This is a genomic window from uncultured Rothia sp. (assembly GCF_916049665.1).
In the GTDB taxonomy this organism is placed as follows: Bacteria; Actinomycetota; Actinomycetes; order Actinomycetales; family Micrococcaceae; genus Rothia.
The window spans coordinates 1-23,814 of sequence record NZ_CAJZIE010000034.1 but is presented as its reverse complement, the minus strand read 5'-3'; the positions used below and the strand labels follow the sequence as shown (position 1 = coordinate 23,814).

17 protein-coding genes and 1 tRNA gene are annotated in these 23,814 nt (G+C 60.1%); all 18 read right to left on the bottom strand.

The features are described 5' to 3' along the window. Positions 1 to 143: 143 nt before the first annotated feature. The 18 genes from ilvA to sdhC all read right to left on the bottom strand — a co-directional run bounded on the left by ilvA (position 144) and on the right by sdhC (position 23,644). Entirely contained in the window at positions 144 to 1,397 is a 1,254-nt protein-coding gene (ilvA, locus tag QZ540_RS04660) for a threonine ammonia-lyase (RefSeq protein WP_294628100.1), read from the bottom strand. Positions 1,398 to 1,630: 233 nt separating this feature from the next. After that, positions 1,631 to 2,905: an AI-2E family transporter gene (locus QZ540_RS04655; protein WP_070594009.1), complete on the bottom strand. Its 1,275-nt coding sequence runs from the start codon at positions 2,903 to 2,905 to the stop codon at positions 1,631 to 1,633. 172 nt (positions 2,906 to 3,077) lie between these two features. Continuing rightward, a complete protein-coding gene (locus QZ540_RS04650; RefSeq protein WP_044150729.1) occupies positions 3,078 to 4,067 on the bottom strand; it encodes a Bax inhibitor-1/YccA family protein in 990 nt (329 codons plus the stop codon). A 197-nt stretch (positions 4,068 to 4,264) separates the two neighbouring features. After that, positions 4,265 to 5,149: an HAD family hydrolase gene (locus tag QZ540_RS04645; RefSeq protein ID WP_294628098.1), complete on the bottom strand. Its 885-nt coding sequence runs from the start codon at positions 5,147 to 5,149 to the stop codon at positions 4,265 to 4,267. Positions 5,150 to 5,458: 309 nt separating this feature from the next. Beyond that, positions 5,459 to 5,532 (bottom strand) — tRNA-Leu (locus tag QZ540_RS04640). Between the two features lie 259 nt (positions 5,533 to 5,791). Continuing rightward, positions 5,792 to 7,177, bottom strand: a complete 1,386-nt coding sequence (locus QZ540_RS04635) for an NAD(P)/FAD-dependent oxidoreductase (RefSeq protein ID WP_049341518.1) — start codon at positions 7,175 to 7,177, stop codon at positions 5,792 to 5,794. Positions 7,178 to 7,615: 438 nt separating this feature from the next. Further along, a complete protein-coding gene (locus tag QZ540_RS04630; RefSeq protein WP_294628095.1) occupies positions 7,616 to 9,247 on the bottom strand; it encodes a S8 family serine peptidase in 1,632 nt (543 codons plus the stop codon). A gap of 63 nt (positions 9,248 to 9,310) precedes the next feature. Then, positions 9,311 to 10,264: an exopolyphosphatase gene (locus QZ540_RS04625; protein ID WP_070644178.1), complete on the bottom strand. Its 954-nt coding sequence runs from the start codon at positions 10,262 to 10,264 to the stop codon at positions 9,311 to 9,313. Positions 10,265 to 10,417: 153 nt separating this feature from the next. After that, complete coding sequence (locus QZ540_RS04620) at positions 10,418 to 11,017, bottom strand: DUF501 domain-containing protein (protein WP_294628091.1); 600 nt, start codon at positions 11,015 to 11,017, stop codon at positions 10,418 to 10,420. Between the two features lie 84 nt (positions 11,018 to 11,101). Beyond that, positions 11,102 to 11,746: a septum formation initiator family protein gene (locus QZ540_RS04615; protein ID WP_294628089.1), complete on the bottom strand. Its 645-nt coding sequence runs from the start codon at positions 11,744 to 11,746 to the stop codon at positions 11,102 to 11,104. Between the two features lie 236 nt (positions 11,747 to 11,982). Next, a complete protein-coding gene (gene eno, locus QZ540_RS04610; RefSeq protein ID WP_049341512.1) occupies positions 11,983 to 13,263 on the bottom strand; it encodes a phosphopyruvate hydratase in 1,281 nt (426 codons plus the stop codon). A gap of 371 nt (positions 13,264 to 13,634) precedes the next feature. After that, on the bottom strand, positions 13,635 to 14,381 hold the full coding sequence (locus tag QZ540_RS04605) for a MazG family protein (protein ID WP_294628087.1): 747 nt from the start codon (positions 14,379 to 14,381) through the stop codon (positions 13,635 to 13,637). Positions 14,382 to 14,469: 88 nt separating this feature from the next. Then, positions 14,470 to 18,351, bottom strand: a complete 3,882-nt coding sequence (locus QZ540_RS04600; protein ID WP_294628085.1) for an ornithinee aminotransferase — start codon at positions 18,349 to 18,351, stop codon at positions 14,470 to 14,472. A 248-nt stretch (positions 18,352 to 18,599) separates the two neighbouring features. Continuing rightward, positions 18,600 to 19,850, bottom strand: a complete 1,251-nt coding sequence (locus tag QZ540_RS04595) for an amidohydrolase (protein WP_049354982.1) — start codon at positions 19,848 to 19,850, stop codon at positions 18,600 to 18,602. Between the two features lie 241 nt (positions 19,851 to 20,091). Beyond that, positions 20,092 to 20,829 (bottom strand): succinate dehydrogenase iron-sulfur subunit, encoded by a 738-nt coding sequence (locus tag QZ540_RS04590; protein ID WP_230457270.1) that lies wholly within the window; start codon positions 20,827 to 20,829, stop codon positions 20,092 to 20,094. 52 nt (positions 20,830 to 20,881) lie between these two features. Continuing rightward, entirely contained in the window at positions 20,882 to 22,645 is a 1,764-nt protein-coding gene (gene sdhA, locus QZ540_RS04585) for a succinate dehydrogenase flavoprotein subunit (RefSeq protein ID WP_049350037.1), read from the bottom strand. Between the two features lie 51 nt (positions 22,646 to 22,696). Further along, positions 22,697 to 23,182, bottom strand: a complete 486-nt coding sequence (locus QZ540_RS04580; RefSeq protein ID WP_005506820.1) for a succinate dehydrogenase hydrophobic membrane anchor subunit — start codon at positions 23,180 to 23,182, stop codon at positions 22,697 to 22,699. Between the two features lie 3 nt (positions 23,183 to 23,185). Next, the gene (sdhC, locus tag QZ540_RS04575; protein WP_005506819.1) at positions 23,186 to 23,644 is read right to left on the bottom strand and encodes a succinate dehydrogenase, cytochrome b556 subunit; all 459 of its coding nucleotides are present in this window, start codon (positions 23,642 to 23,644) and stop codon (positions 23,186 to 23,188) included. Positions 23,645 to 23,814: the final 170 nt, after the last annotated feature.

Here is a 23,814-nt window from a genome sequence, read left to right as displayed (position 1 = left end):
ACAAAACAGTGCGGGGTGCTGACCATCAACGGTCAGCACCCCGCACTGTTTTTGTTGACCCGGTTTTTGTCTATTGAATTACGATCTGCCTATAAGGCTCAGACGCAACTACTACAGCTCGCCGGGTCAATAAATATATCGGCTTAGTAGACGATAATGGGCTTGAAACCCTCATCCTCCAGGGCGGCAATCACCTGGCGGCAGTGCTCCACACCCTTGGTTTCCATGTCGATCGTAATCGACACGTCACCCATGGACAGCGAACCACCCACGCGGGTGTGGTCTACACCGGTCACGTTCGCATCGTTCTCAGAGATGATGCGGGAGATGGTCGCCAGCTCACCCGGACGGTCAGAGAGCATCATCTTCACGGTCATGTAGCGGCCAGCAGCGGACAGACCGCGCTGAATCACCTTCAGCATCAGCATCGGGTCAATATTGCCGCCGGAGAGCACACACACGACCGTACCCAGGTCGCCGTACTCTTCCTTCAGCTTACCGTTCATAAGCGCCGCCACGGGCACCGAACCGGCAGGCTCCACCACAAGCTTGTTACGTTCCATCAGGAAGATCAGGGCGCGAGCAATATCGTCTTCGCTCACGGTCGCCACGTCATCCACCAGCTCCTTGATGATGGAGAAAGGCATCTGGCCGGGGCGGCCCACCGCAATACCGTCAGCGATGGTGGAAACCTTCTTCAACGGCACCAGAGCATCCGCAGCCAGCGACAGCGGGTACGCCGCCGCGTGCTCCGCCTGAACACCAATAATCTTGATCTTCTTGCCGAGCTTCTGTTCCTTCGCGCGGATAGCAGCGGACAGGCCAGCCAGCAGACCGCCGCCGCCAACACCCACAATCACGGTGTCAACATCCGGAACCTGCTCCAGGATTTCCAGACCGATGGTGCCCTGGCCGGCAATAATGTCTTCATTGTCGAAGGGGTGCACGAACACCGCGCCGGTCTCTTCGGCGTAGCGCTTCGCCTCCGCCAGAGCCTCATCCACGGTCAGGCCGTGCAGCTCAACCTCAGCGCCGTGATCGCGGGTTGCGGTAATCTTAGGCAGTGCCGCACCCAGCGGCATGTAAATGCGAGCCTTAATGCCCAGACGGTCAGCAGCCAGAGCCACACCCTGAGCGTGGTTACCTGCACTCGCCGCCACGACGCCGCGCTTCTTCTCCTCCTCGGAGAGCTTTGCCATGCGCACATACGCGCCGCGCACCTTGAACGAACCGGCGCGTTGCAGGTTCTCACACTTGAAGAACACCTCGGAACCCAGGCGCTGGCTCAGGGCACGCGAATGGGCGACCGGGGTGCGTTCAATAACGCCTTCGAGCAGCTCTGCGGCACGTTCAATATCGGTAATGGTCACGGGCAGGGAGTCGAGATCTACGCTCACGGGTTTTCCATTCTGACGGTGCGTTGTCCCGCGGGCGCGGGATGGTGATGTATTGCTCATCCCATTTTAGAGGATGGGTACAGCGAAGGGGGCTACCCGGTCGCAAGTAGCCCCCTGGCGAGACACCGCCGTAGACGGCATCGCGGCCGGCGGTATCGCCGGGACGAGTTAGCGGTGCGTTATCGAGGGTGGCGGGGTGCCCTACGCCAAAACCTCCCGCTCGATGCAGGCCCCTAGTCTTCGGAGGAGTCCGAAGCCTCGGAAGCCTGGTTCTCAGGCTCCTCAGCCTTCTGACGGCTCGGCACCCGGGAGGCCAGATTCTTGACGCTCTCCTGCCGTTCCTGGGCCTTCTCCTCAGCCTGCTCGCGGCGAGCCACCTCGTGCGGGAAGAGGAACTCCTCCTCACGAGGTGCTTCCTTCTCCCAGTCACGGTTCGCCAGGTAACGCACCACCGCGTTGACCACAGCCAGAGTCGGCACAGCGAACAGAGCACCCACCGCACCAAAAATCATGGATCCACCAGCCACCGAGAAAATAACCGCCAGCGGGTGCAGGGAGACAGCCTTACCCATAATGAGCGGCTGCAGAATGTTGGATTCGAGCTGCTGAACCAGCAGAACAATACCGAGCATAATCAGCGCCTGCACCGGGCCCAGAGCAACCAGCGCCAGCAGCACAGCCACAGCACCGGAAATGAGGGCACCAATCACCGGAACGAAGGAGCCGAGGAAGACCAGCACACCCAGCGGGATAGCCAGCGGAACACCCAGAATTGCGGCACCAATACCGATGCCGATAGCGTCAATAGCCGCCACCAGAATCTGAACGCGCACGTACGCACCCAGGGACTTCCAACCCGCGCGACCCGCACCGTTGACTGCGGCACGCGCGTCCTTCGGGAAGAGGCGAGTGACGAACAGCCAGATACGCTCACCCTCCATCAGGAAGAAGACCAGGGTAAACAGGGTCAGCAGGGTGCCGGTTGCAACCTCAGCCGCAGTCGAACCCACCTGAGACACACCGTGCAGCACGGAGCTGGGGTTATTGGTTACAGCGCTCTCCATCTGTTCCAGCAGCTGGTTCAGCTGGTCTGCACCGAACTCGTAGCCGAGGTTCTTCAGCCAACCAATCAGCTGCTGGTAGCCCTGCATCGCCTTATCCGCCATGGACACAAAACCGCGCAGAATCTGCTGACCGGTCAGCGAAATAATACCGGCGAGCACCAGAATCATACCGATTTCGGCAATAGCCGCCGCGCCACCGGCACGAACGCCCTTCTTACGCAGAAGCATCACGGCGGGGCTCAGCAGAGCCGCCAGCAGCAGAGCCACCAGAAGAGAAATAACCAGCAGGGAGACGTGCCCCAGGCCCTTCCAAAGGATCCAACCGGCACCGGCAATCATAATGATGCGCCACGCCCAAGCACCAGCAACTTCCATAGCAAAAGGCACCCGGTAGCCGCGCTCCTCCTCGGCTACATGCTCTTCTGCAACAGGTGTAATTTTCACGGTGTCTCCAACTCGTTATCGGTGTCGCGCCCGCGCGGGGCAGCTTCGGCTGCCCCAGCGGAGGCGGTATGTGGTGATGTTGTTGCGCCCCTCCCCTGCGCCTCGATACATCGGGGAAGTAAAGCGGCAAAGGCGGCGGCACCATCACGGTACCGCCGCCTCAAAGTGAGCTTTAGTCGTTGCTAAAGATGCTTGCCAGGTACATGAGAACACGCAGGATCTCAACATACAGCCAGACCAGAGAAGCGGTCAGGCCGAAAGCAAGGCGCCAAGACTCACGCTCGGGCAGGCCAGCCTCCACAGCCTCGGAGGTGGTGGTGAAGTCCAGCAGCAGCGAGTAGGTTGCCAGCGCAACAGCGAACAGACCAACCACCAGGCCCAGCGGAATACCACCAATAGAGAAGCTGTTCAGCGAGGAACCGAAGATACCCGCGGTCAGCATGGACACCAGGCCGTAACCCAGGTAGCTGAGCGCACCAATCATGAAAATCTTATTCAGCTTGGGGGTGGTGCGAATCTTGCCGTTGGCGAAGAGAGCCAGGGTCACACCCGCAACCACGAGGGTTGCCAGAACCGCCTGAACTGCCACGCCGGGGTAGCGCATATCCACAACAGCGGACAGACCACCGAGTAGCAGACCTTCCATGAGCGCGTAGGTCATGACCAGAATCGGGGAAACCTTCTTCTTGAAGGAGTTCACCAGACCCAGGACCAGACCGCCAACCATGCCCAGGAGCAGCAGCACCGGTGCATTCCATGCAACAGCGGCACCGACAGCGACCAGGCCCAGGTTGATACCGGTCTTAACCAAGACATCGTTCATGGTCAGGCGCTCACCGGCGGGGATGGGCTCCGAGTAGGTGGGGGCTGCTACGCCGTAGTCAGCCTCACCGTACGGCTGGCCGTACTGTGCCTGCTGACCGTACTGGGGCTGACCATACTGCTGGCCATAGGGCTGCTGGCCGTAGGTGTTCTGGCCGTAGCCCTGCTGATCATACTGCTGACCGTACTGGCCATAGGTCTGCTGCTGACCGTACTGTGCCTGCTGACCGTACTGCGCCTGCTGGCTGGTCTGCTGCGGCTGCGCACCAAAACGACCGAAACGAGAGTCACCCTGAGTGACATTCTTCGTCATTGAATTCAGAAGCGGGTTTCCCGCCATCTTTCTCTCCTTAAACGGGTACAAAACTAATTCTGTTAATTATATCGGATAGATTCTGTGCTCACGGGCGCTGTTCGTTACCAGCATGGGCTTCTAGCGACCTTGCCAGAATATTTCAGGGCGGTGTTTACCTGAGGTTCACCCAGGCCCGCGCCGCCCCGCATGCAAAGGCTTCTGCGCGTCTCTTTGTGAAGCGTCTAGTGCGAAGCTTCCAAACGATCAAGGAGCTGCTCCAGATACTCCAGAACTGCCTGTTCCTCGTTCGAGCCAATCACCTCGTCAGCAGCAGTTCGCACAACCTCCGGGGCGTTAGACATAGCAACACCCCAGCCCGCGTAGCGGAGCATCTCCATGTCGTTCTCACCGTCACCGAAGGCAAGAATGCCCGCCGGATCAGCATCCAGACGCTCGCATAGGTCCTTCAGACCGGTCGCCTTATTGACACCGGTACGCACCAGGTCAATGGCACCGAAGCCACTCACCATCGGGGTGACGGTCTGCGGAAGAGCCTCGCGCAGGTAGACGCTCAGCTGCTGCGTCTGCTTTGGCGGGGTCAGCAGCGGGAATTTAATGGGTGCACCCTCAAAATCTTCAATAGAGTCAACCATGACCGAGCCGGGGAAGAAGAACGCCGCAAAGTCCTCCAGGGTGAGGGTTTCGGGAAGCTCCTGACCGGTGTCTTCAAAATAGCCGCGAATCATGTGCACGATCTGGTCGCAACGATCCTTGGGCAGGTAAATACCCTCGGTGGTGCAGACCAGCAGACCGATTTGGTCCAGCCCCTGCACTACCTCAATGATGCGTGGGACATCCTCCTCTTCAAAGGGGTGCACGGCAAGCTGACCGCTATCATCGGCAAGGTAAGCACCGTTCTCAGCAATGTAGGTGAGGCCCTGATTCTCGAAACCGCGCATATAGTCCTGCAGTTTGGCGTGGGTGTTTCCGCTCGCCACGACAAAGTGGATTCCCTGCGCCTGCAGGCGGGGCAGGATGCGCGCGAACCGTTCGGTGTCGAAGGTTTTGGAGTCGGTGAGGAAGGTTCCATCCATATCGACGGCGATAATTGAGGGCTTAGTCTGCATGCTGTGCCTTTCTGACTCTGCTACCCCATTCAGGCGGGGGTGCGTCTGTGGCGGTGTCTCTTCTAGGGTCTCACGTTTTTGAGCTCCGGAAGACGGTATGCGGGCGTTTTTGAGAGTGGAGCCCACGGGTACCATCGCTTCCTTCGAGCAGGTGGGCATCCCCATGGCAACCGAACTGGTCGGGGGCATCGCCTTTTCACCCCCACAAAACCCCAGATATGTAAACCTTCAGATACGCAAGCGGCGGCCCCTCCCCCACGGGAAGAGCCGCCGCCCATCTATACCGCACATCTACGCGCGTCTATGCTGTGCCCCCACTGGGACTCGAACCCAGAACACAAGGATTTTAAGTCCTCTGTCTCTGCCAATTGGACTATGAGGGCGTATCCCGAACAGTCCGGGACACAAGTAATTATTATTCCACGAAAACGCACTCGAACCTAAGCGGAAACACATTTCAAGCAGTTCCCCGCACCCTGCCTCAGCAAGCATCATGCAAAAGCACCGGTGGGCGGCTAAGCTAGACAGCTCGCAAGCACCCAGGCGCAGAATAGGCGGTGCAGAAGACTAAGGTCTTCCACACCGCCCATTGCTTTATCTCAAATGCGCTATCTCAGGGGCATACCCCTAAGTCAGGCTATTTTAGAGCTTTGCCTTCTGGCGTGCCGGTGCAGTACCGGTTGCTTCCTGGAATGCCAGGCGCGGGGAGCGCTGGTGGCGAATCGAGGAGGTGTCGCGGCCGAAGATCTGGTTCAGAGCCCAGGTGGTCATAACGCGAACGGTACGCTCGGTGGTGGGGATTGCAGAGCCGTGGTAGCCGCGGTGCATGATCCATGCCAGCGGACCGCCAATGGTCTTGCCCTTGAAGTTTGCAACGCCCTTCCACAGGCCCAGACCTGCCACAACACCAATGGTCTCGTGGTAGTAGTCGGTCAGAGGCTCGCCGCGGCGAGCAGCCAGCAGGTTCTTAGCCAGAACAACAGCCTGGCGGGAAGCGTGCTGAGCGTTGGGAACGCAGAAGCCGCCCACGCCGCCACCGGAAAGGTCCGGAACAGCAGCGTTGTCGCCTGCAGCCCAAGCACCCTCGACCACACCGTCGTCACCGGTGACGCGAAGGTCTGCGCCCACGCGAACGCGGCCACGCTCGTCGATCGGGAAGTCGGTGTTCTTCAGCATCGGGGATGCTGCCACACCTGCGGTCCAGATGAGGGTATCGGTCTTAATCTCGCCTGCGGGGGACTTGTCAGCCATGTTGATCAGCTGCAGGTTGCCGTCGGTTGCGTCGGAGAGGGAGGTATTCAGCAGGATCTCGATGCCGCGTGCACGCAGCTCTGCAACGACCTTCTCGGCACGGTCTGCGGGAACCTCGGGCATGATGCGCGGTGCAGCCTCAACCATGACGAAGTGCAGGTCAGAAACGGAGAGACGCTCGTTGCGCTCCACAGCAACGCGTGCCATGTCCTCGAGCTCGGAGATAGTCTCAACGCCAGCGAAGCCACCACCAACAACAACGAAGGTCAGGGCGCGGCGGCGAGCTTCAGCGTCGGACAGCATGGATGCAACCTCGATGCGGTCCAGAACCCAGTTACGAACAGAGACTGCCTCTTCAATGGTCTTCAGACCGATAGCAACCTCTGCCAGACCCGGAATCGGGAATGCACGGGTCACAGCGCCTGCGCCGAGAACAATCTCGTCGTACTTCAGCTCGAAGGGCTCACCGTTGTCGGTGGGCTCAACAACAGCGGTGCGGTTTGCGTGGTCGATGGAGACAACGCGGCCGGGAATCAGCTCGGTGTCGCGCAGGTGCTGGCGCAGCGGCACAGTTGCGTTACGGCCTTCCATGGAACCTGCTGCAACCTCAGGGAGGAAGGGCTGGTAAGTCATGTAGGGGTTCGGCTCAACGATGGTGACGACGCCACCGGTCTCCTTGATAGCCTTCTGAATCTTCTTAGCAACGGTGAAGCCGACGTAGCCGCCACCGACGATCAGGACGCGAGGACGGTCCTGTGCCACCTTAGTGAATGCCATTTTGTTACTTCCTAGTCTTTAGGTACCGAGGTTCGGTAGCCCCGGTAGGTTGATATGTGCAACTTTCGGCTCGTTCCGAAAGCTCCCCTGACGAACAAAGCGGCTCGCTCTGGAAGTCCTTGCGCAACGCGAAGTGGCTAGCAGCACGAGCCTGTCTATCACATACCTGTTGTCTTTTATTTTACGCCTTTGTTTAGGTGATTTCGCACTTATGGCCCCTTTGAGCTGACCCTAAGTTAAAAGTTTTGAAGATATGAACAGGGTTCATCTCGTGATGTGGATTACGGTCTAAATCACTCTTTCCGTTTTTTGCGCGGTATGTTCGATATTTTCGTTTATTGGGGTGTTCCCCCGTCGAAAGCCAGCCCCCGCATCACAAAGCCCGGGACTAACTCAAAAGTCAGCCCCGGGCGAACAGAAAAACGCAATCAAACGATGCTAACGAGAGGTCCGGCGAGCGCCCCGACGTGAACCCTGATGAGAACCCGGATGATGCGCCGCCGCACGAGCCATCCGCGCAGCCTCACCCGCACTTACATGCAGCCTGTGCAAACGATGCACCGAACCAGCCGTAATAATCGTCAGCCACAGCGTCAAAGCCGCCAAAATCACCGGCGGCAACCAGCCACGATCCTCCGGAGGGCGACGCGCATCCGGCGCAGCCGCCTTCACAATGCTCTCACCCTCCTCATGCACCGGAGCAGCATCACTCGGAGTCGGCTCACTCACCTGCTGCTTACGATGCACCGCAATCCACTCAGAAATCGAACCCAGCGGATTCGCCGTCACCTTAGGCGCAGGCAAAGCCATCGCATCCTGCGGGTTAAACACACCGTAGCCGTACAACGGGTCACGGCCCGTCGCACCAGCATCATCAGCCGAAGCAATCAAACGCTGAGCCAGCTGAGCCGCCGACTCCTGCGGATACTTCTGCTTCAACAACGCCGCAACGCCCGTCACCAGAGGGGCTGCCGCCGAAGAACCCGACCACAGCATGTACCCATTACCGGGAGCCGCCGCAATCATATCCGTACTCGGAGCAACCACAGCAATCGAAATGCCCTGAGTCGACGAGCCCTCAGAAACCTGCTTATTCCGGTCAATACCACCCACCGTCAACACGCCAGGAATCGTCGCCGGAGCACCAACCTGAGTCAAGCCGCTACCACGGTTACCCGCAGCCGCAACAATCAGCACGCCCTTCTGCTCAGCGTAGGCAAACGCCTCATCCCAGCTCTGCGGCCAGCTCGTCTTATTCGAACCAATCGACATGTTAATAATCTGAGCCCCGTGGTCGACCGCGTAGCGCACCGCCGCAGGAATCTGCTCATCAATGCTCTTGCCGCCGGTCGTACCCATATTCAGCGAAATCGGCAGAATCTTCACCTCGGGAGCCACACCAATCATGCCGGTCGGTTTACCCGGCTGACCCGCAATCGCAGAGTAACCCTGCGTATCGTGACCGTGACCGGCAATCAGAGAAGCAACCTCCGTGCCGTGCATCGGCTCAGCACCCAGGCCCTTCCAGCCGTCCTCGCTACCCACGCCCGAGACATCGGTACCACGCAGCACGTTACCCTCAAGATCCGGGTGGGTACCATCCACGCCCGTATCAATTACGGCAACCGTCACGCCCTTACCCGTAGCCTGCGACCACAGCGACGTAATACCGTACTCCTTCAGCCAGTACTCGCGGTGACGAACATCATCACCATTCGTGGTCGACGTGCCTTTACTCGGAGTTGCCGAAGTCTTCGGAACCGCAGTACCCGACGGCGAAGGAGTCGCCGTCACCTCCCGCTTCGGGCTCGGGGACGCAGAAGCTGAAGGCGTCGGGTCCGTCGCCCAGGCGGCAGGCGCCAGCGGGGTCCACAGCGGCAGAAGAGTCAACGCGGCGCTAGCGCCCAGAGCAGCAACCTTGCGGGCACGGCGAGAAGCGCCTCGATCAGAAACAACCGAGGCGCGCGCACCACATACACGAGACCCAGAAGCAAAAGACGGCGCAACAAACCAGCCGGTCAGGGGCGTACCTCGCCGACGCTCAGAACGAAGATGCTCAGAACGAACCATTAAAACTCCTCAAGCTGAGCCACGCCGTGAACCACCATCGGTTCACGGCGCGAGCGCTCAAGCCTACAGCTGGGACAGAGCGATACCGTCCAGAATGTCGTGCTCGCTGACGGTCACCGAATCAACGGCACCGTCAGTCATCTCATTCAGACGGGTCAAGATGCGGGCGTAAATCGTCGCGCCGGCACCAATCACATCCACCCGGCCGGGGTGCATGTAGCCGAGCTCCTCACGCTCAGTACGGCTCAGCGAAGCCAACCAGCGGGCGGTCTTCTGAACGGTCTCCACGGAGAAGCTCTGAGCGTTAATAGCCTCAGAATCGTAGCGGTCCAGACCCAGGGCGGCAGCAGCCACGGTGGTTGCGGTACCAGCCACAGCCACCACGCGGCGTGCATCCTGCAGGGGCACGGTCTTACGAGCCACCTCAAGAGCCTCATCAGTATCAGCCTCAACGCGAGCAATCTGGGACTCAGTCGACGGGGCACTCATCATGTGACGCTCAGTCAGACGCACACAACCAATATTGACGCTACGGGAAGCCTTCACACCCGACTCGTCACCGAGCACGAACTCAGTCGAACCGCCGCCCAGGTCGAACACCAGGGTGTCGCCATCGCCGTAACCGACAGCGCGCACCGCGCCGGCGAAGGACAGCGCAGCTTCCTCATCACCGCTGATGACCTCGGGCTCAATGCCCAGAATCTCACGGATACCATCCACGAACACCTGGCGGTTACCCGCATCGCGAGTCGCACTGGTCGCCACGAAACGCACAGAATCAGCGCCGTGCTCCTTCAGCAGCTGCGCATACTCACGCGCCGCAGCGAAAGTACGGTCCAGCGCCTCCTGCGCCAGCCAGCCGGTCGCGTCCACGCCCTGCCCCAGACGCACAATGCGCATCTCACGCACCACGTCCTTCAGGACGGTCTTCTCGACCCCGTCCACCACCTCAGTAGTGGAATCAGCAATCAGCAGGCGAATAGAGTTCGTACCGCAGTCAATCGCTCCAACGCGCACGGTGGGTTCCTTTCAGGTCTTCAATACCAATCAGTGCCAAAAGGCAACGCGAGCGCCGCAGGCGAAAATTTTCGCTTTTCGGCGCTCTTTCTTCTATCTATTATGCGCCCGCACCGTCACTGACGACGATGCGGGCGCACCAGAATCAATTATTTAGGCTTCTTCACGCCACGCGGGGTCGCAGGAGCAGACCTCGGGGGTCCACCACTCGGCGATAGCGTCCAGGCCGCGGTCACCCATCGGGTTCACACCGCGACCCACCGACAGGGTGTGGCCAATCACAGCGTGCAGGCACTTCACGCGGGTCGGCATGCCGCCAGCAGAGATGCCGTCAATCTCGGGGACCTCATCAGTACCGTTAATCAGACGAATGCGCTCACGCTCAGCCAGGTAGTTCTCGTGCGCGGCAGCGTACTGTGCCGCCAGGTCGGCATCCTCAGCCAGCGAGTCGGTCATCTCGTACATCAGACCGCCCGCCTCCAGACGGGAAGCCGCAGCGGTAATCACCGGATGCGCCAGGTAGAAAACGGTCGGGAAGGGGGTGCCGTTGCTCAGGCGCGGCGCGGTAGCAGCCACGAGCGGGTTACCGCACACGCAGCGTGCCGGAATCTCAACCACGTCGCGGACCTTACGGCCCAGCTGCGCGGAAAGGACGCGGATGTCCTGCTCGGTGGGGGTCAGGGTTTCAACAGTTACGCCGAAGCCGCCGGGGGTGCGTGCCTTCAGCTCTTCAATGGTGTTTTCGGTGCTCATAATCCTAAGTTTCTGGGACGAGGGGTCGCCTCGTCCACTGATGCCGGGTGTCTGCCTGGGCAGGGTTCCTGCCGGCAGCTGGGGCTAGTTCTTCTCGAGAGAATTCCAAACCTTGGTGGTCCAGGCTTCCTCGGGGGCGTTCTTCGCGTTCGCAGAAGTGCCGTCCGCCTTCGTAGAGTCCTCGGTAATGCCGGTGACAACGTACGGGGTGTCCCCGGGGTTCACATAGTAGAGGCGGCTACGTGCCTGCTGGCGAACATAGTTGTCGTCATTCCACCAGGTCTGCTCCGCCTTCAGCTGCGCGTTCTCCTGCTGCAGCTGAGAAATGTGCGTGTTGATTCGCTTAATTTCCCGGTCCTGGTCAATGTAGGTGACCACCGGGTATGCGGTACCGAGCGCAATCACGCCCACCACAACAGCGGTCAAGAAGCTACGGCCGGAGAACATGTGAGCCGCCACGGGGGCGTCGTACCCGCCCTCTTCACGGCCCTGCTGCGCCGCGGCGCGGCGACGGGCACGTTCCTCACGGCGAGCCTGCGCCTGACGTTCACGCTCAGGGTGACGCTGGTTCAAACCCACACCAAAGAAGAGGGCGCTGGCCTTCTTCAACAGGGAGGTGCCAGCTTCCTTCGCGGCGCCACGCGGTTCTTCGGAGGTGGTAGCGCCCTGAGCGGGTTCGGTGGAACTCGTAGAGTGCGACCGGGTCTGCTGGTTTGCTCGCTGGCTCATTGCCCTATCCTTCGTTCCGTTCTGTACCGCTAAACGCTTCCTTCATATTCTACCGGGTTCGGAGGGTTTCCCCGGCGCTATGTTGCAGGCGCTACATGCGGCATCGTGTGGGCTCCACCTCGTGCGCTATCGCCGCTACTAGCCTCAACACAGAGCAGGAGGCGGTGCCACTCCCCTACGGGGTAGCACCGCCTCCTTGAAACCTAACCGCTCACGCGGTCGGATGCTTCAGTAACTTATGCCTTGAAGCGGGGGAAAGCGGACTTGCCAGCGTAAACAGCTGCGTCGCCCAGCTCTTCCTCAATGCGCAGCAGCTGGTTGTACTTAGCAACGCGCTCGGAACGTGCGGGAGCACCGGTCTTGATCTGGCCAGCGTTGGTTGCAACAGCCAGGTCCGCGATGGTGACGTCCTCGGTCTCACCGGAACGGTGAGAAACCATGCAACGGTACTCGTGGCGCTGAGCCAGCTCCATTGCGTCCAGGGTCTCGGTCAGCGAACCAATCTGGTTCACCTTCACGAGCAGAGCGTTAGCTGCGCCCTCCTCGATACCGCGAGCCAGGCGCTCGGGGTTGGTCACGAACAGGTCGTCACCAACGATCTGGACCTTGTCACCAATCTGCTCGGTCAGGGTCTTGTAGCCCTCCCAGTCGTTCTCATCCAGGGGATCCTCGATGGAAACCAGCGGGTACTTAGCAACCAGGTCAGCGTAGTATGCGCTCATCTCAGCTGCGGACTTCTTCTGGCCCTCGAACTCGTATGCGCCGTCGTTGTAGAACTCGGAGGAAGCAACGTCCAGTGCCAGTGCAACCTGCTCGCCCGGCTTGTAGCCAGCCTTCTCGATTGCCTCAACGATCAGGTCCAGTGCAGCTGCGTTGGACTCCAGGTTGGGTGCGAAACCACCCTCGTCGCCCAGGCCGGTTGCCAGGCCGCGGTCGTGCAGCACGGACTTCAGGGAGTGGTAAACCTCAACACCTGCGCGCAGAGCGTCAGAGTAGTTGTCGAAGCCGATGGGAGCAATCATGAACTCCTGGATGTCAACGTTGGAGTCTGCGTGAGAACCACCGTTGAGGATGTTCATCATGGGGACGGGCAGAACGTGAGCGTTCGGGCCGCCGAGGTACTTGTACAGGGGCAGGTCAGCGGACTCAGCAGCTGCCTTAGCAACAGCCAGGGAGACACCCAGGATTGCGTTTGCGCCCAGCTTGCCCTTGTTGTTGGTTGCATCCAGAGCAATCATGGCTGCGTCAACAGCGCGCTGGTCGGAAGCCTCAATGCCGATGACCTCTTCAGCGATTTCTTCGATAACAGACTTCACTGCACCCAGAACGCCCTTGCCCAGGTATACGGACTTGTCGCCATCGCGGCGCTCAACAGCCTCCCACTCACCGGTGGATGCGCCCGAGGGCACAGCTGCGCGTGCGAAAGCACCGTCTTCGAGCAGAACCTCAACCTCAACGGTCGGGTTGCCACGGGAATCCAGGATCTGGCGTGCGTGAACTGCGGTAATAACAGCCATGAATTGTTCTCCTTATGAGATGTCAAGGATGTGAACGGCTCACCCGGTAGTGGACAAGTCGCGTCCCCTAAATTCTAGCAAAACTCCCACACAAACACACTAGTTGCCACCGCTTTTTTATCGCCTTAATGAAGGTCTCAATAACCCTTAGTCGCGCGCTACAAAGCGGAACAAGACCCACACTCCCCCACATTGGGAGGGTGTGGGTACCCGCCCAAAGCACAACATGAGCCCAAATGCAGGGGTAAGCACCCTGAGCATCCTTGCGGCCACCCAACACGACCCCAAACAAACGGAAGGCGCCGCGGAACCTCTTATTCCCTCAGAGAACAGGTTCCACGGCGCCTCCAAAAACACATCAGCCGGAGTGTCTAGAAGCTCGGCTCATCATGCGTGTGCTGAGCAATGTAACGGCGAGTGTACGAACGCAGGGCACGCTCGGCATCCAAGCCGTTACGCTGTGCACGGCTCACCAGGGCAAACAGCAGCTCACCGAATTCCTCCTCAGTGTGCATGTAGCGCAGGTCGTCCTCCATGCTCGTCGGCTCCGGCGGCAGAATAATACCCGCCTTACGCGCCTTCACAGCAGTCTTCTCAGCCATAGCGAGCGCTGGCAGATGCGGCGGAATACCGTCCAGCGCACCGCGGTCGCTCTTCTCCTTCTTCTTCAACGCATCCCACGCCGCCTGCTGTTCAGCTGCGGTACGGGGCGCCTCCGAAGAGCCCTCAGACTCAGCCGTGAACACGTCCGGGTGGCGCGAACGAAGCTTCTGCACCAGACCCTCAACCACCTGCACAATATCGAAGCCCTGCGGGTTCGCCGCAGCAATATCGGAGTGGAATACCACCTGCAGCAGCACGTCACCGAGCTCTTCACGCAGCAGCGGCATGTTCGGCTCGCCGCCGGTCTCCACCGCCTCAACAACCTCGTAGGCTTCCTCCACGAGGTAGCGGATCAGGGAGGCATGGGTCTGCTCAGCGTCCCACGGGCAACCGCCGGGGGCACGCAACAGCGCCATGGTCTCCACCAGGGTGCCAAAGGCCTCAGCCGCACGGGCGGCGGTGTCTTGAACGTTCTGCACTGCAGAAGCGTCAGGCGTATTAGGGGTATCAGTCATAACAATCTTCCTCATCGAAAAAATGACAAACATAGCACGCCGCGCCGACCCCCACACGGGGAGCCGGCGCGGCGCACCTCAACAGGGTTTAGAGGTTCCAGTGCGACAGAGCGCTCGTCATATGAGCCGGAATCTTCGAACCCAGACGCGGGAACATACGCAGCTCCTCAACGTAACGTTCAACATCCAGCGGACGCGGGTAGGTGACAAACGCCTGCTCATTCGCATAGTCGAACGCCGCCTGAACCGGCACGCCCGGAGTGAAGGTCAGGCTCATGGCCAGCGGCGAGCCCTCGCCCTCGCTGTACGAGTCGGTCTTCAGCGCCGGGATGTCCAGCAGGGTCTCGGGAATCAGCTCGAAGGTACGGACCTGCTCCCAGAAGCCGTTGCGACGCACGTGAGTCAGAGCATCGTAGTAGGAACCGAGCGCACGCACGCGAATCAGCACGGTGGTGGCGTCCTTTGCGGTGCCGTTCTCGCCGAAGAGGTGCTCGACGACCGGCGCCAGACGCTGAGCGACCTGAGCCTCCGTCAGAACCAGGTTGCCGATTGCCAGCTGAGTCTCCGAGGGAACCAGCGGGCTCTGAGCCGCAGCGGAGGGGGTATCCGGCTCAGCCACGATGGTGGGCAGCTGGTTGAGCTCGCTCAGAGCCGACGCTGAGATGCTGGAGGAAAGGCCCGCGGGGGCGGTCTCCGGCAGAGCGGCGGGTGCAGAAGCTACAGCGGGTGCAGCCGGGGTAGCCTGAGCGGCAGCCTCGGATGCAGGCGCAACCGCTGTGGGAGCCTCACCAATCTTAGCCGCGGGGGTCACCTCAACGGTCTTGAGCTCAGCGGCCTTCTCAACGGGCTCTTCCTGAGCGGCGGGAGCCTTTACCTCGGTAGCCTTCGGCTCAGATGCCTTTGCTTCGGTTGCCTTCGCAGCGGCGCCGGCGGCACCCACAGCGGCAGCTGCGGCAAGAGCACCAGCCAGGCCGGGAGCCACAGATGCGCTCTCAGCGACGGGCTCAGCGTCTTCCAGGGCAGGTGCCTCAGCGTGCGCTTCAGCGGAAGCAGCGGAGGTCTCGTGCTCGGCCAGCAGCTCAGAGTCATCCAGGAACGCGGGCAGGGCGGGCTCTTCGGTCTGCTCTGCAACCGGCTCATCTGCAGCTTCTTCAACGGGCTGGGTACGGTCCAGGGTGAAGGACTCTGCGACCACGGGAGCGGCAGCCTTCTGTTCCTCGACAGCCGAAGCTTCCTCAGCGTGGGCTTCCTCAGCGGCAGGAGCTTCTTCCTCTGCATCCAGCTTCTTCTGAGCATTGGCAACAATGGCAGCCAGGGCGGCTTCCATGTCTTCACCAGACTCATCAAGCTCCTCAGTGGAGGTCTCAGAAGCCTCAGATGCCTCAGCGACAGACTCTTCAGCCTGCTCAGTCTCGGGCTCTACACTGGCAGCGCCGAAGACCGGGTCGTTCTCGTAATCGTGCTCGTACTCAACCGGCTCAGCATCAGCCTGGGTGGGCTCAGCAGAAACAGCCGCAGCAGGCTCCTCCGCGTGTGCTTCGTCCTTCTCCTGAGCGGAGGCGACAGCAGCACCAGCCGCTACGGTACCGGCCGCAGCAAGACCGGCGGCAGGCAGCAGACCCGAAGAGGCACCCTTTTCAGCAGTTTCAGAAACGGGCTCTTCAATGGATTCAACAGCGGCCTCAGCCTCGTTAGCCGCCTGCTTCTCAGCGAGTTCAGCCTCAAGCTCACGCTCGATAGCCTCACGTTCAGCCTCAACCGAGTCAACGCGCTGAACAGCAGCTTCCTGAGTCTCCTCCTGCGAAGTAGCCTCAGCGGCCTCAGCGGTCGCAACAGGCTTAGCCTCGACGGCGGAGCCTTCCAGCAGGAAGCTCTCGCTAATAGTCTGACCGTCCACAGCGCCTAGGTAGGATGCGTGGACCTCCAGGCCGTCACCCAGGCGCGGATTCAGGGATACCGCCGCACGGTTCCAGGTTGCGCCGGCCTGCTGAGCTTCGGTGTACAGTGCCGCAACGGGTGCAAACCAGTCAACGCCGGGCACGACAATGCCGGTTTCAATCTCACGGCCGCGGTGCAGCAGACGATAGTGCATATCTTCATCTACCTGGCGCAGTTCCAGGCTCATGGTGCCCGAACCGCGGGTTCGCATGAGCTCCGTGAGGCCATGGAGAGCGCGCTGCTCGGGGAGAGCGGGCAGGGTCGCTGCGCCCTCTGCGGGCTCGTTCAGGATGTTGGACTCGGCAACCAGCTCTGCCTCGTCTTCGCTGAGCTTCTGCTCAGCTTCCTTCAACTCTGCAGCGGGCTCCTGAGCGAACTCTTCGCGAGCGGAAGCCTCCTGCTTCTCCGCTTCCTTCTTGTCGATGGCCTCTGCGGTCAGGGCGACACCCTGAGAGGTGCCCTTTTCTGCCTTCTCCTCAGCCTTTTCAGCCTTTGCGGCGGAGGCAATGGCAGCTGTAGCAGCCACGGGCGCGGCAACAGCGGCAAGAGCAGGAGCTACAGAGGCGCTCTTGGCGGGCTTGTCTTCCTCAGAGTCGGTGTCTTCAGCTTCCTCAGATGCAGAGTCCTCATTCTTGGTAGCAGGCTCTTCCGTAGCGGTTTCTTCCGCGGTGCTTTCTTCAACAGCGGAGGCGTCAAAGATCAGCTCTGCGGTGTTCTCTTCTTCAGCGTCGAAACCCTCAGCCTCGAGCGCTTCAGAGACGGACGCTTCGTGCTTCTCCTCAACGGATACAGCGGAGAGCAACTCGGTCTCGTCAGAGACCGCGTCTTCTTCCTCAGTAAGTTCAGATGCCAGCAGTTCGGGTGCCTCAACGACAGCCTCAATCGGCTCTTCCTCACCAGCGGCAACAGGCTCTGCAGCCTCTTCTACACCTGCGGTAAGGTCAACGGTCTCTTCGGATTCGAAGTCTTCAGCAACCTCAGCAACAGGTGCGGGTGCTTCAGAGGCCTCAGCGTCTTCGACAGATTCAGCAGCTTCAGTGGACTCGGGTGCCTCAGCGGGCTCTGCTTCCTCAGCAACTACCTCATCAGCAGGAGCTTCTTCAGCGATTACCTTATCGGAGGCGACCTCACCAAAGGTCTCTTCTTCGCTATCGAGGGTGATGCCCAGGCGAGCAGCGTAGGCGGCCGCCAAGTCGTCCAGACCGGCGTTCTGTGCCTCGGTGACGGCGGCGCGGGTGCGGGCTTCCCTCATGTCTTCTACGGTCAGGGAGTCCTCAGCATCAGCGGGAGCATCCTCAGATGCAGGCTCAGATACAGAATGAGCGTTCTCAGACTTGTTGTCGGTGGGTTCTACAGAGGCTCCGACAACCTCGGGCTCTTCGCCGCCCTCTGCCTCAACTGCAGTCTCCTCAGCGACCTCAGCGGCAGTATCTTCGGTGTTCTGGGCACGCAGCGCACGCAGGTGCTCCTCAAAATGGGAACGCGCATCCTCAGCGGCATCCTTAGATTCCTCAGCCTCGGTAGATGCACCCCCACCAGCGCCCTCCTCGTCATCGCGCAGGAACGCGGGAGTAGCGGGCTCAGCAACCGGGGCGGCTTCTTCTTCAACGTCCTGGACCTCAGCGACCTGCTCGGTCTCAACAGGCTCCCCAGATTCCTGGGGGAAAGCGCCAAGCGCCGCCAGCAGGCTACGACGCTCCTGCTCCTCCGCCTGTTCCTCGGTCAGCTCCTCAGCGGCAGAAAATTCTTCAACCTTCTCGTCACCGTGCAGAAGGGCACGCTTGAGATCCTCAACAGCGCGGTACTCTTCGCTCTGCTCTTCCTCATGATTCTGGTGGCGGGCACTCTCAGACTTCACGAAGCGTCGCAGAGAATCCTCCCACTGCTGCTGCTCCATAATCTTTTCGCTCAGTCGTGCGCTCTTGGGAGCGTCTTCGTTTGCCTGTTCTTTCTGAGCCTTAGCAGTTTCGGCGCTCTGTTCTTCGCGCGACTGTTCATCCAACTTCTTCTTGCCGATTCCAAAGAAGCTCATTGGGTGTCCTCCTCCGGCGTGCGCCGTGTGATGATGCGCTACCTCCTTCATCCCCCGAGGGTGTGTGGGCACGGGGTCGGGAACATAACGCAAATGTCCTCATAATCCTTTTAATTCTATCGCGTGCATAGAGTTTCACCCCGTCACTCGGTGAGAGGTAACGGGGTGAAACTTGTACAGCTTTCAAGGCTTGATGCGACTATATAGTCGTACTTTCAAGCCTGGCTTATAAGCTTTCGAAAAGCTCTTTAGCGTGCCTCATCGCGGATGGGGTTCGCCGCCTTCGCAGCCTTCGCCAGCTCAAAACGGACGGCACGCAGGGCAGTTGCCGCCATGACGCGCACACCAATGCCGATCGCCTGCTCGCTCGGGGCGTAATCGCCCTGGTGCAAATCGTAGGTGGGGTCGCCGGGGGCGCGGGTACCCAGGCGGAACATGGAGCCGGGAACTTCCTGCAGCATCCACGCGAAATCTTCGCCACCCATGGACTGCTCGACCAGCACAATGGAGTCCTCGCCCAGTTCGGCGCGGGCTGCGTTCTCGAGCATGGTGGTTTCCAGGTCGGTGTTGACAACCGGGGGCACGCCGCGGATGTGCTCCACACGCGCGTTCACGCCGAAGGGTACGGCAACCTGCTCGATGACTTCATCCAGCATGTTGCCCGCCTGGCGCCACACCTCAACATCCAGGCAACGCATAGTGCCCGCCAGGTAGCCCTCGGCGGGGATAGCGTTGGGGGCAACACCGGCACTGACCTGGCCCCATGCCACCAACACGCCCGAACGCACGTCGGTGCGGCGGGTCAGCACGGCGGGAACCTGTACAGCAATCTGGCTCATCGCATAGATGAGGTCTTCAGTCAGGTGCGGGCGGGAGGTGTGACCGCCGTGACCGCTCAGGTGAATCTTCACAGTATCGGAGGCGCTAGTAATCGCACCGATACGGGTACCAATCTGGCCCAGGTCCACCTTCGGGTCGCAGTGCAGAGCGAAGGCACGCGGAATGTCCTTGAGCAGACCCTGCGAAATCATCTGCACCGCGCCACCGGGCAGCTGCTCCTCAGCGGGCTGGAAGAGAATGCGGACGCTACGGCCCAGCGGGGTCTTCTCGTTTAGTTCGTGCAGTGCCAGCGCCACGCCGAGCATGACGGTCTGGTGAATATCGTGGCCGCAAGCGTGCATCACACCGGGCACGGTGGATGCGTAGGGCAGGTCGGTCTGCTCAACAATGGGCAGAGCGTCAATATCGGCGCGCAGAGCCAGGGCGAAGGGGCCGCTTCCAATGTCGACGTAGCAGCCGGTGCCTTCGCAAGCAACGGGGTTCATGCCGGCTTCTCGCAGTCGATTCATGAGGCGCTCAGTAGTCGCCACCTCACGGAACGAAAGCTCCGGGTTGGCGTGCACTTCGCGGCGGAACTGCACGAGGGTACCCATCATGCGCTCCACCCAGTCGTCAAAGACGGGGGTGGACAAATCGTAGCGAGAATTAGCGAAAACCATACACAGTAGAATAACGCCGCACACCGAGGTTTACCTACCTACTCCCCCTTTCTGACAGCCCTCGAGAATATCTATGACTTTATGACAGATTGTGAAGAGTTTTTGTGCGCGCGGGAGCCCCGATTGATGCTCTGTTCAGCCTTTCAGCCGGGCCTTTTCTGTCAAACAATTCAAGCCGCCACCCGGTGTGGGTGACGGCTTGAATCGTCAATGCTGTATCAGCTGATACCGCGTGCTCAGATTAGAGCGAGCGGCTCAGGATTGCCTGCTTCACCTCGGCGATAGCCTTGGTGATCTGGATGCCACGGGGGCAAGCCTCGGTGCAGTTGAAGGTGGTGCGGCAGCGCCACACGCCTTCCTTGTCGTTGAGAATCTCCAGACGCAGGTCACCTGCATCATCGCGCGAGTCGAAGATGAAGCGGTGTGCGTTCACGATAGCGGAGGGGCCGAAGTACTGACCGTCGGTCCAGAAGACCGGGCAGGACGAGGTACATGCTGCACAGAGGATGCACTTGGTGGTGTCATCGAAACGTGCACGGTCCTCAATGGTCTGCAGGCGCTCACGCTCAGGCTCGTTCGAGTCGTTGATGAAGAACGGCATGATTTCGCGGTATGCCTGGAAGAAGGGCTCCATGTCAACGATGAGGTCCTTTTCGCAGGGCAGACCCTTGATGGGCTCAACGGTAATCGGCTTGGACAGGTCAAGGTCCTTCAGCAGGGTCTTGCAAGCCAGGCGGTTACGGCCGTTGATGCGCATTGCGTCCGAGCCACAAATACCGTGTGCACAGGAGCGGCGGAAGGAGACGGAGCCGTCTACTTCCCACTTGATCTTGTGCAGGGCATCGAGCACGCGGTCGGTGCGGTACATGGTCAGCGGGAATTCATCCCAGTACGCCTCGGAGGAAACTTCCGGGTTGTAGCGACGAATCTTGATGACCACATCGTACGTGGGGATGGAATCGGAGTCGCCGCCGGTCATACCCTCAAACAGCTTGACGGATTCCGGTTCGGGGAGTTCGTTTTCAGCCATTTTAGTACTTACGCTCCTTCGGCTCGTAGCGGGTGTAGACAACGGGCTTGGTTTCGAATCGCAGGCCCTTGACACCCTCAAACTCGGATTCGGGGTCGAGGTAGACCATCGAGTGCTTCATGAAGTTGACGTCGTCACGCTTGGGGAAGTCCTCGCGGTAGTGACCACCACGGGATTCCTTACGGTGCAGCGCGCCAACGGACATGACCTTCGCCAGCTCAATCAGGAAGCCGAGCTCGACAGCCTCGAGCAGGTCGAGGTTGAAGCGCTTGCCCTTGTCCTGGATGGAGATGTTCTTGTAACGCTCTTCCAGTTCAGCAATGGTTGCCAGTGCTGCGCGGATGGTCTCGTCGGTACGGAACACCTGCATGTCAGCTTCCATAGCCTTCTGCAGGTCTGCGCGGATAGCGCCGACCTTCTCGGTGCCCTTGCCTTCGAGGATGCCGTTGAGCATGTTGAGAACGCGATCTGCTGCGTCGTCCGGAACGGGTACGAACTCAGCGGATGCTGCGTACTCTGCAGCCTTGCGGCCTGCACGCTTACCGAACACGTTGATGTCCAGCAGGGAGTTGGTGCCCAGACGGTTTGCACCGTGGACGGACACGCAAGCAACCTCACCAGCTGCGTAGAGGCCGGGGATGGTCTCTTCGCTGTTGCGGTAGACCTCGGTCTCGTTGTTGGTGGGGATACCGCCCATTGCGTAGTGCGCGGTGGGGAACACCGGGATGGGCTGGTGGTGCGGTTCCACTGCCAGGTAGGTACGAGCGAACTCGGTAATATCGGGCAGCTTCTCGTCGATGTGCGAGGGCTCCAGGTGGGTCAGGTCCAGCAGCACGTAGTCCTTGTGGGGGCCACAGCCGCGGCCTTCGCGCACCTCGTTCGCCATTGCACGTGCCACGATATCGCGGGGTGCGAGGTCCTTAATGGTGGGTGCGTAGCGCTCCATGAAGCGCTCACCGTCAGCGTTACGGAGAATACCGCCTTCACCACGAGCACCCTCGGTCACGAGAATGCCCAGGCCAGCCAGGCCGGTCGGGTGGAACTGAACGAATTCCATGTCCTCCAGGGGCAGACCTGCGCGCAGTGCGATAGCCATGCCGTCACCGGTGAGGGTGTGTGCGTTGGAGGTGGTCTTGAAGATCTTGCCACAGCCGCCGGATGCGAAGATCACGGACTTAGCCTGGAAGACGTGAACCTCGCCGGTTGCCAGGTCGTAGGAGACGACGCCGGCGGGGCGGGGCTTGCCCTCTTCGTCCTTGACCAGGATCAGGTCGAGAACGTAGAACTCGTTGTAGAACTCCACATTGTGGCGAACGCAGTTCTGGTAGAGGGTCTGCAGAATCATGTGGCCGGTACGGTCAGCTGCGTAGCATGCGCGGCGCACAGCAGCCTTACCGTGGTCACGGGTGTGGCCACCGAAGCGGCGCTGGTCGATGCGGCCTTCGGGGGTTCGGTTGAAGGGAAGACCCATCTTTTCCAGGTCGAGCACAGCGTCAATAGCTTCCTTAGCCATGATTTCTGCTGCGTCCTGGTCGACCAGGTAGTCGCCACCCTTGACGGTGTCAAAGGTGTGCCACTCCCAGTTGTCCTCTTCAACGTTAGCCAGAGCGGCGCACATGCCACCCTGTGCCGCACCGGTGTGGGAGCGGGTGGGGTATAGCTTGGTCAGTACCGCGGTGCGAACTCGCTGACCGGCCTCAATGGCGGCACGCATACCTGCGCCGCCGGCACCGACGATCACTACATCGTACTTATGTACCTGCATGATGTTCTTTCTGTGTTTTAGATGTTTTCGTTTGTCTCGGATACGTCGCCGTTAGCGTGCCGAGCAGAAGCTGGGGAGCAGTTCAGCCGCTGCGCCGGAGGGGCAGGGGTCGAACGCGAAGATGGTGAGGGTACCAACCAGCAGGACGAATGCGCATGCTGCGAAGAGGATCACCTTCAGCCAAACGCGCAGGCGGTCCTTCTCTGCGTAGTCATCGATGATGACGCGGATGCCGTTAGCACCGTGCAGCATAGCCAGCCAGAGCAGCAGCAGGTCCCAGACCTGCCAGAAGGGGTTCGCCCACTTGCCGCCCACGAAGCCGAAGTCGATGGCGTGGATACCGTCACCGACCATGAGGTTGGAGAACAGGTGGCCGAAAATCAGCACGACGAGTACGACGCCGGACAGGCGCATACCCAGCCAAGCGAACATCTCAAAGTTGTTGCGCTTGGAGGAGGAGCGGTTGTACTTCACACCGTCGATGCGGTTGTCACGCAGACGGGGTACATAGGTGCGGGGCTTAAGCGGAGTAGCCATAGTTTAGTGACCTCCCATGTGCGAGAAAACGATCGGCAGGTGACGTGCTGCGAAGCCAGCAACGGTGATTGCCCAGAGGAAAAGCACAACCCAGAGAATCTTGATGTGCGTGTAAGTTGCCTTCTGGCTGATTTCGACGTTGCCGTCCTTGTTCTTCGCCTGGATGTGCTCCACGTGCGAGTTGGTTGCCTTACCCCAGAAGTCAATGAGGATAATGCGAATACCGTTGAACGCGTGGTAGACGATGGCGGCGACAAGCGCGGTCTCACCCAGGCCCATGATGGGGTTCTTGTACAGGCTCAGTACACCGTTGTAGGCCTCCGGAGAGATACGCACGACGGCAGTATCCAGGATGTGTACAAGAAGGAAGAAGAAAATCGCGATACCGGTAATGCGATGAGCAACCCAGGACCACATGCCCCAGCGGCCGCGGTAGAGGGTTCCTTTAGAACCATTCAACACTGAATAACCTCCTGCTGCGACGGCGAGCTTCCGGGTTCTGATGGGTCATTGTGATCCTCAGCTTCCGGGCATGACTGTGTGCTCACCGACTGCTTTTGTTCGTCTGTTACTTCCAAGATATCAGGTAAATTCACAGCTTACTGACACCCTGTTTAGGGTTTTTTTACAGG

What these genes read in the sequence shown, in the direction of transcription:
- QZ540_RS04620 (WP_294628091.1), bottom strand. Translation starts at nt 11,017, where the DNA reads ATGAGCACCGAAAACACCATTGAAGAGCTGAAGGCACGCACCCCCGGC.
- QZ540_RS04615 (WP_294628089.1), bottom strand. Translation starts at nt 11,746, where the DNA reads ATGAGCCAGCGAGCAAACCAGCAGACCCGGTCGCACTCTACGAGTTCC.
- QZ540_RS04650 (WP_044150729.1), bottom strand. Translation starts at nt 4,067, where the DNA reads ATGGCGGGAAACCCGCTTCTGAATTCAATGACGAAGAATGTCACTCAG.
- sdhA (WP_049350037.1), bottom strand. Translation starts at nt 22,645, where the DNA reads ATGCAGGTACATAAGTACGATGTAGTGATCGTCGGTGCCGGCGGCGCA.
- QZ540_RS04580 (WP_005506820.1), bottom strand. Translation starts at nt 23,182, where the DNA reads ATGGCTACTCCGCTTAAGCCCCGCACCTATGTACCCCGTCTGCGTGAC.
- QZ540_RS04600 (WP_294628085.1), bottom strand. Translation starts at nt 18,351, where the DNA reads ATGAGCTTCTTTGGAATCGGCAAGAAGAAGTTGGATGAACAGTCGCGC.
- QZ540_RS04635 (WP_049341518.1), bottom strand. Translation starts at nt 7,177, where the DNA reads ATGGCATTCACTAAGGTGGCACAGGACCGTCCTCGCGTCCTGATCGTC.
- eno (WP_049341512.1), bottom strand. Translation starts at nt 13,263, where the DNA reads ATGGCTGTTATTACCGCAGTTCACGCACGCCAGATCCTGGATTCCCGT.
- QZ540_RS04630 (WP_294628095.1), bottom strand. Translation starts at nt 9,247, where the DNA reads ATGGTTCGTTCTGAGCATCTTCGTTCTGAGCGTCGGCGAGGTACGCCC.
- QZ540_RS04605 (WP_294628087.1), bottom strand. Translation starts at nt 14,381, where the DNA reads ATGACTGATACCCCTAATACGCCTGACGCTTCTGCAGTGCAGAACGTT.
- QZ540_RS04595 (WP_049354982.1), bottom strand. Translation starts at nt 19,850, where the DNA reads ATGGTTTTCGCTAATTCTCGCTACGATTTGTCCACCCCCGTCTTTGAC.
- QZ540_RS04590 (WP_230457270.1), bottom strand. Translation starts at nt 20,829, where the DNA reads ATGACCGGCGGCGACTCCGATTCCATCCCCACGTACGATGTGGTCATC.
- QZ540_RS04645 (WP_294628098.1), bottom strand. Translation starts at nt 5,149, where the DNA reads ATGCAGACTAAGCCCTCAATTATCGCCGTCGATATGGATGGAACCTTC.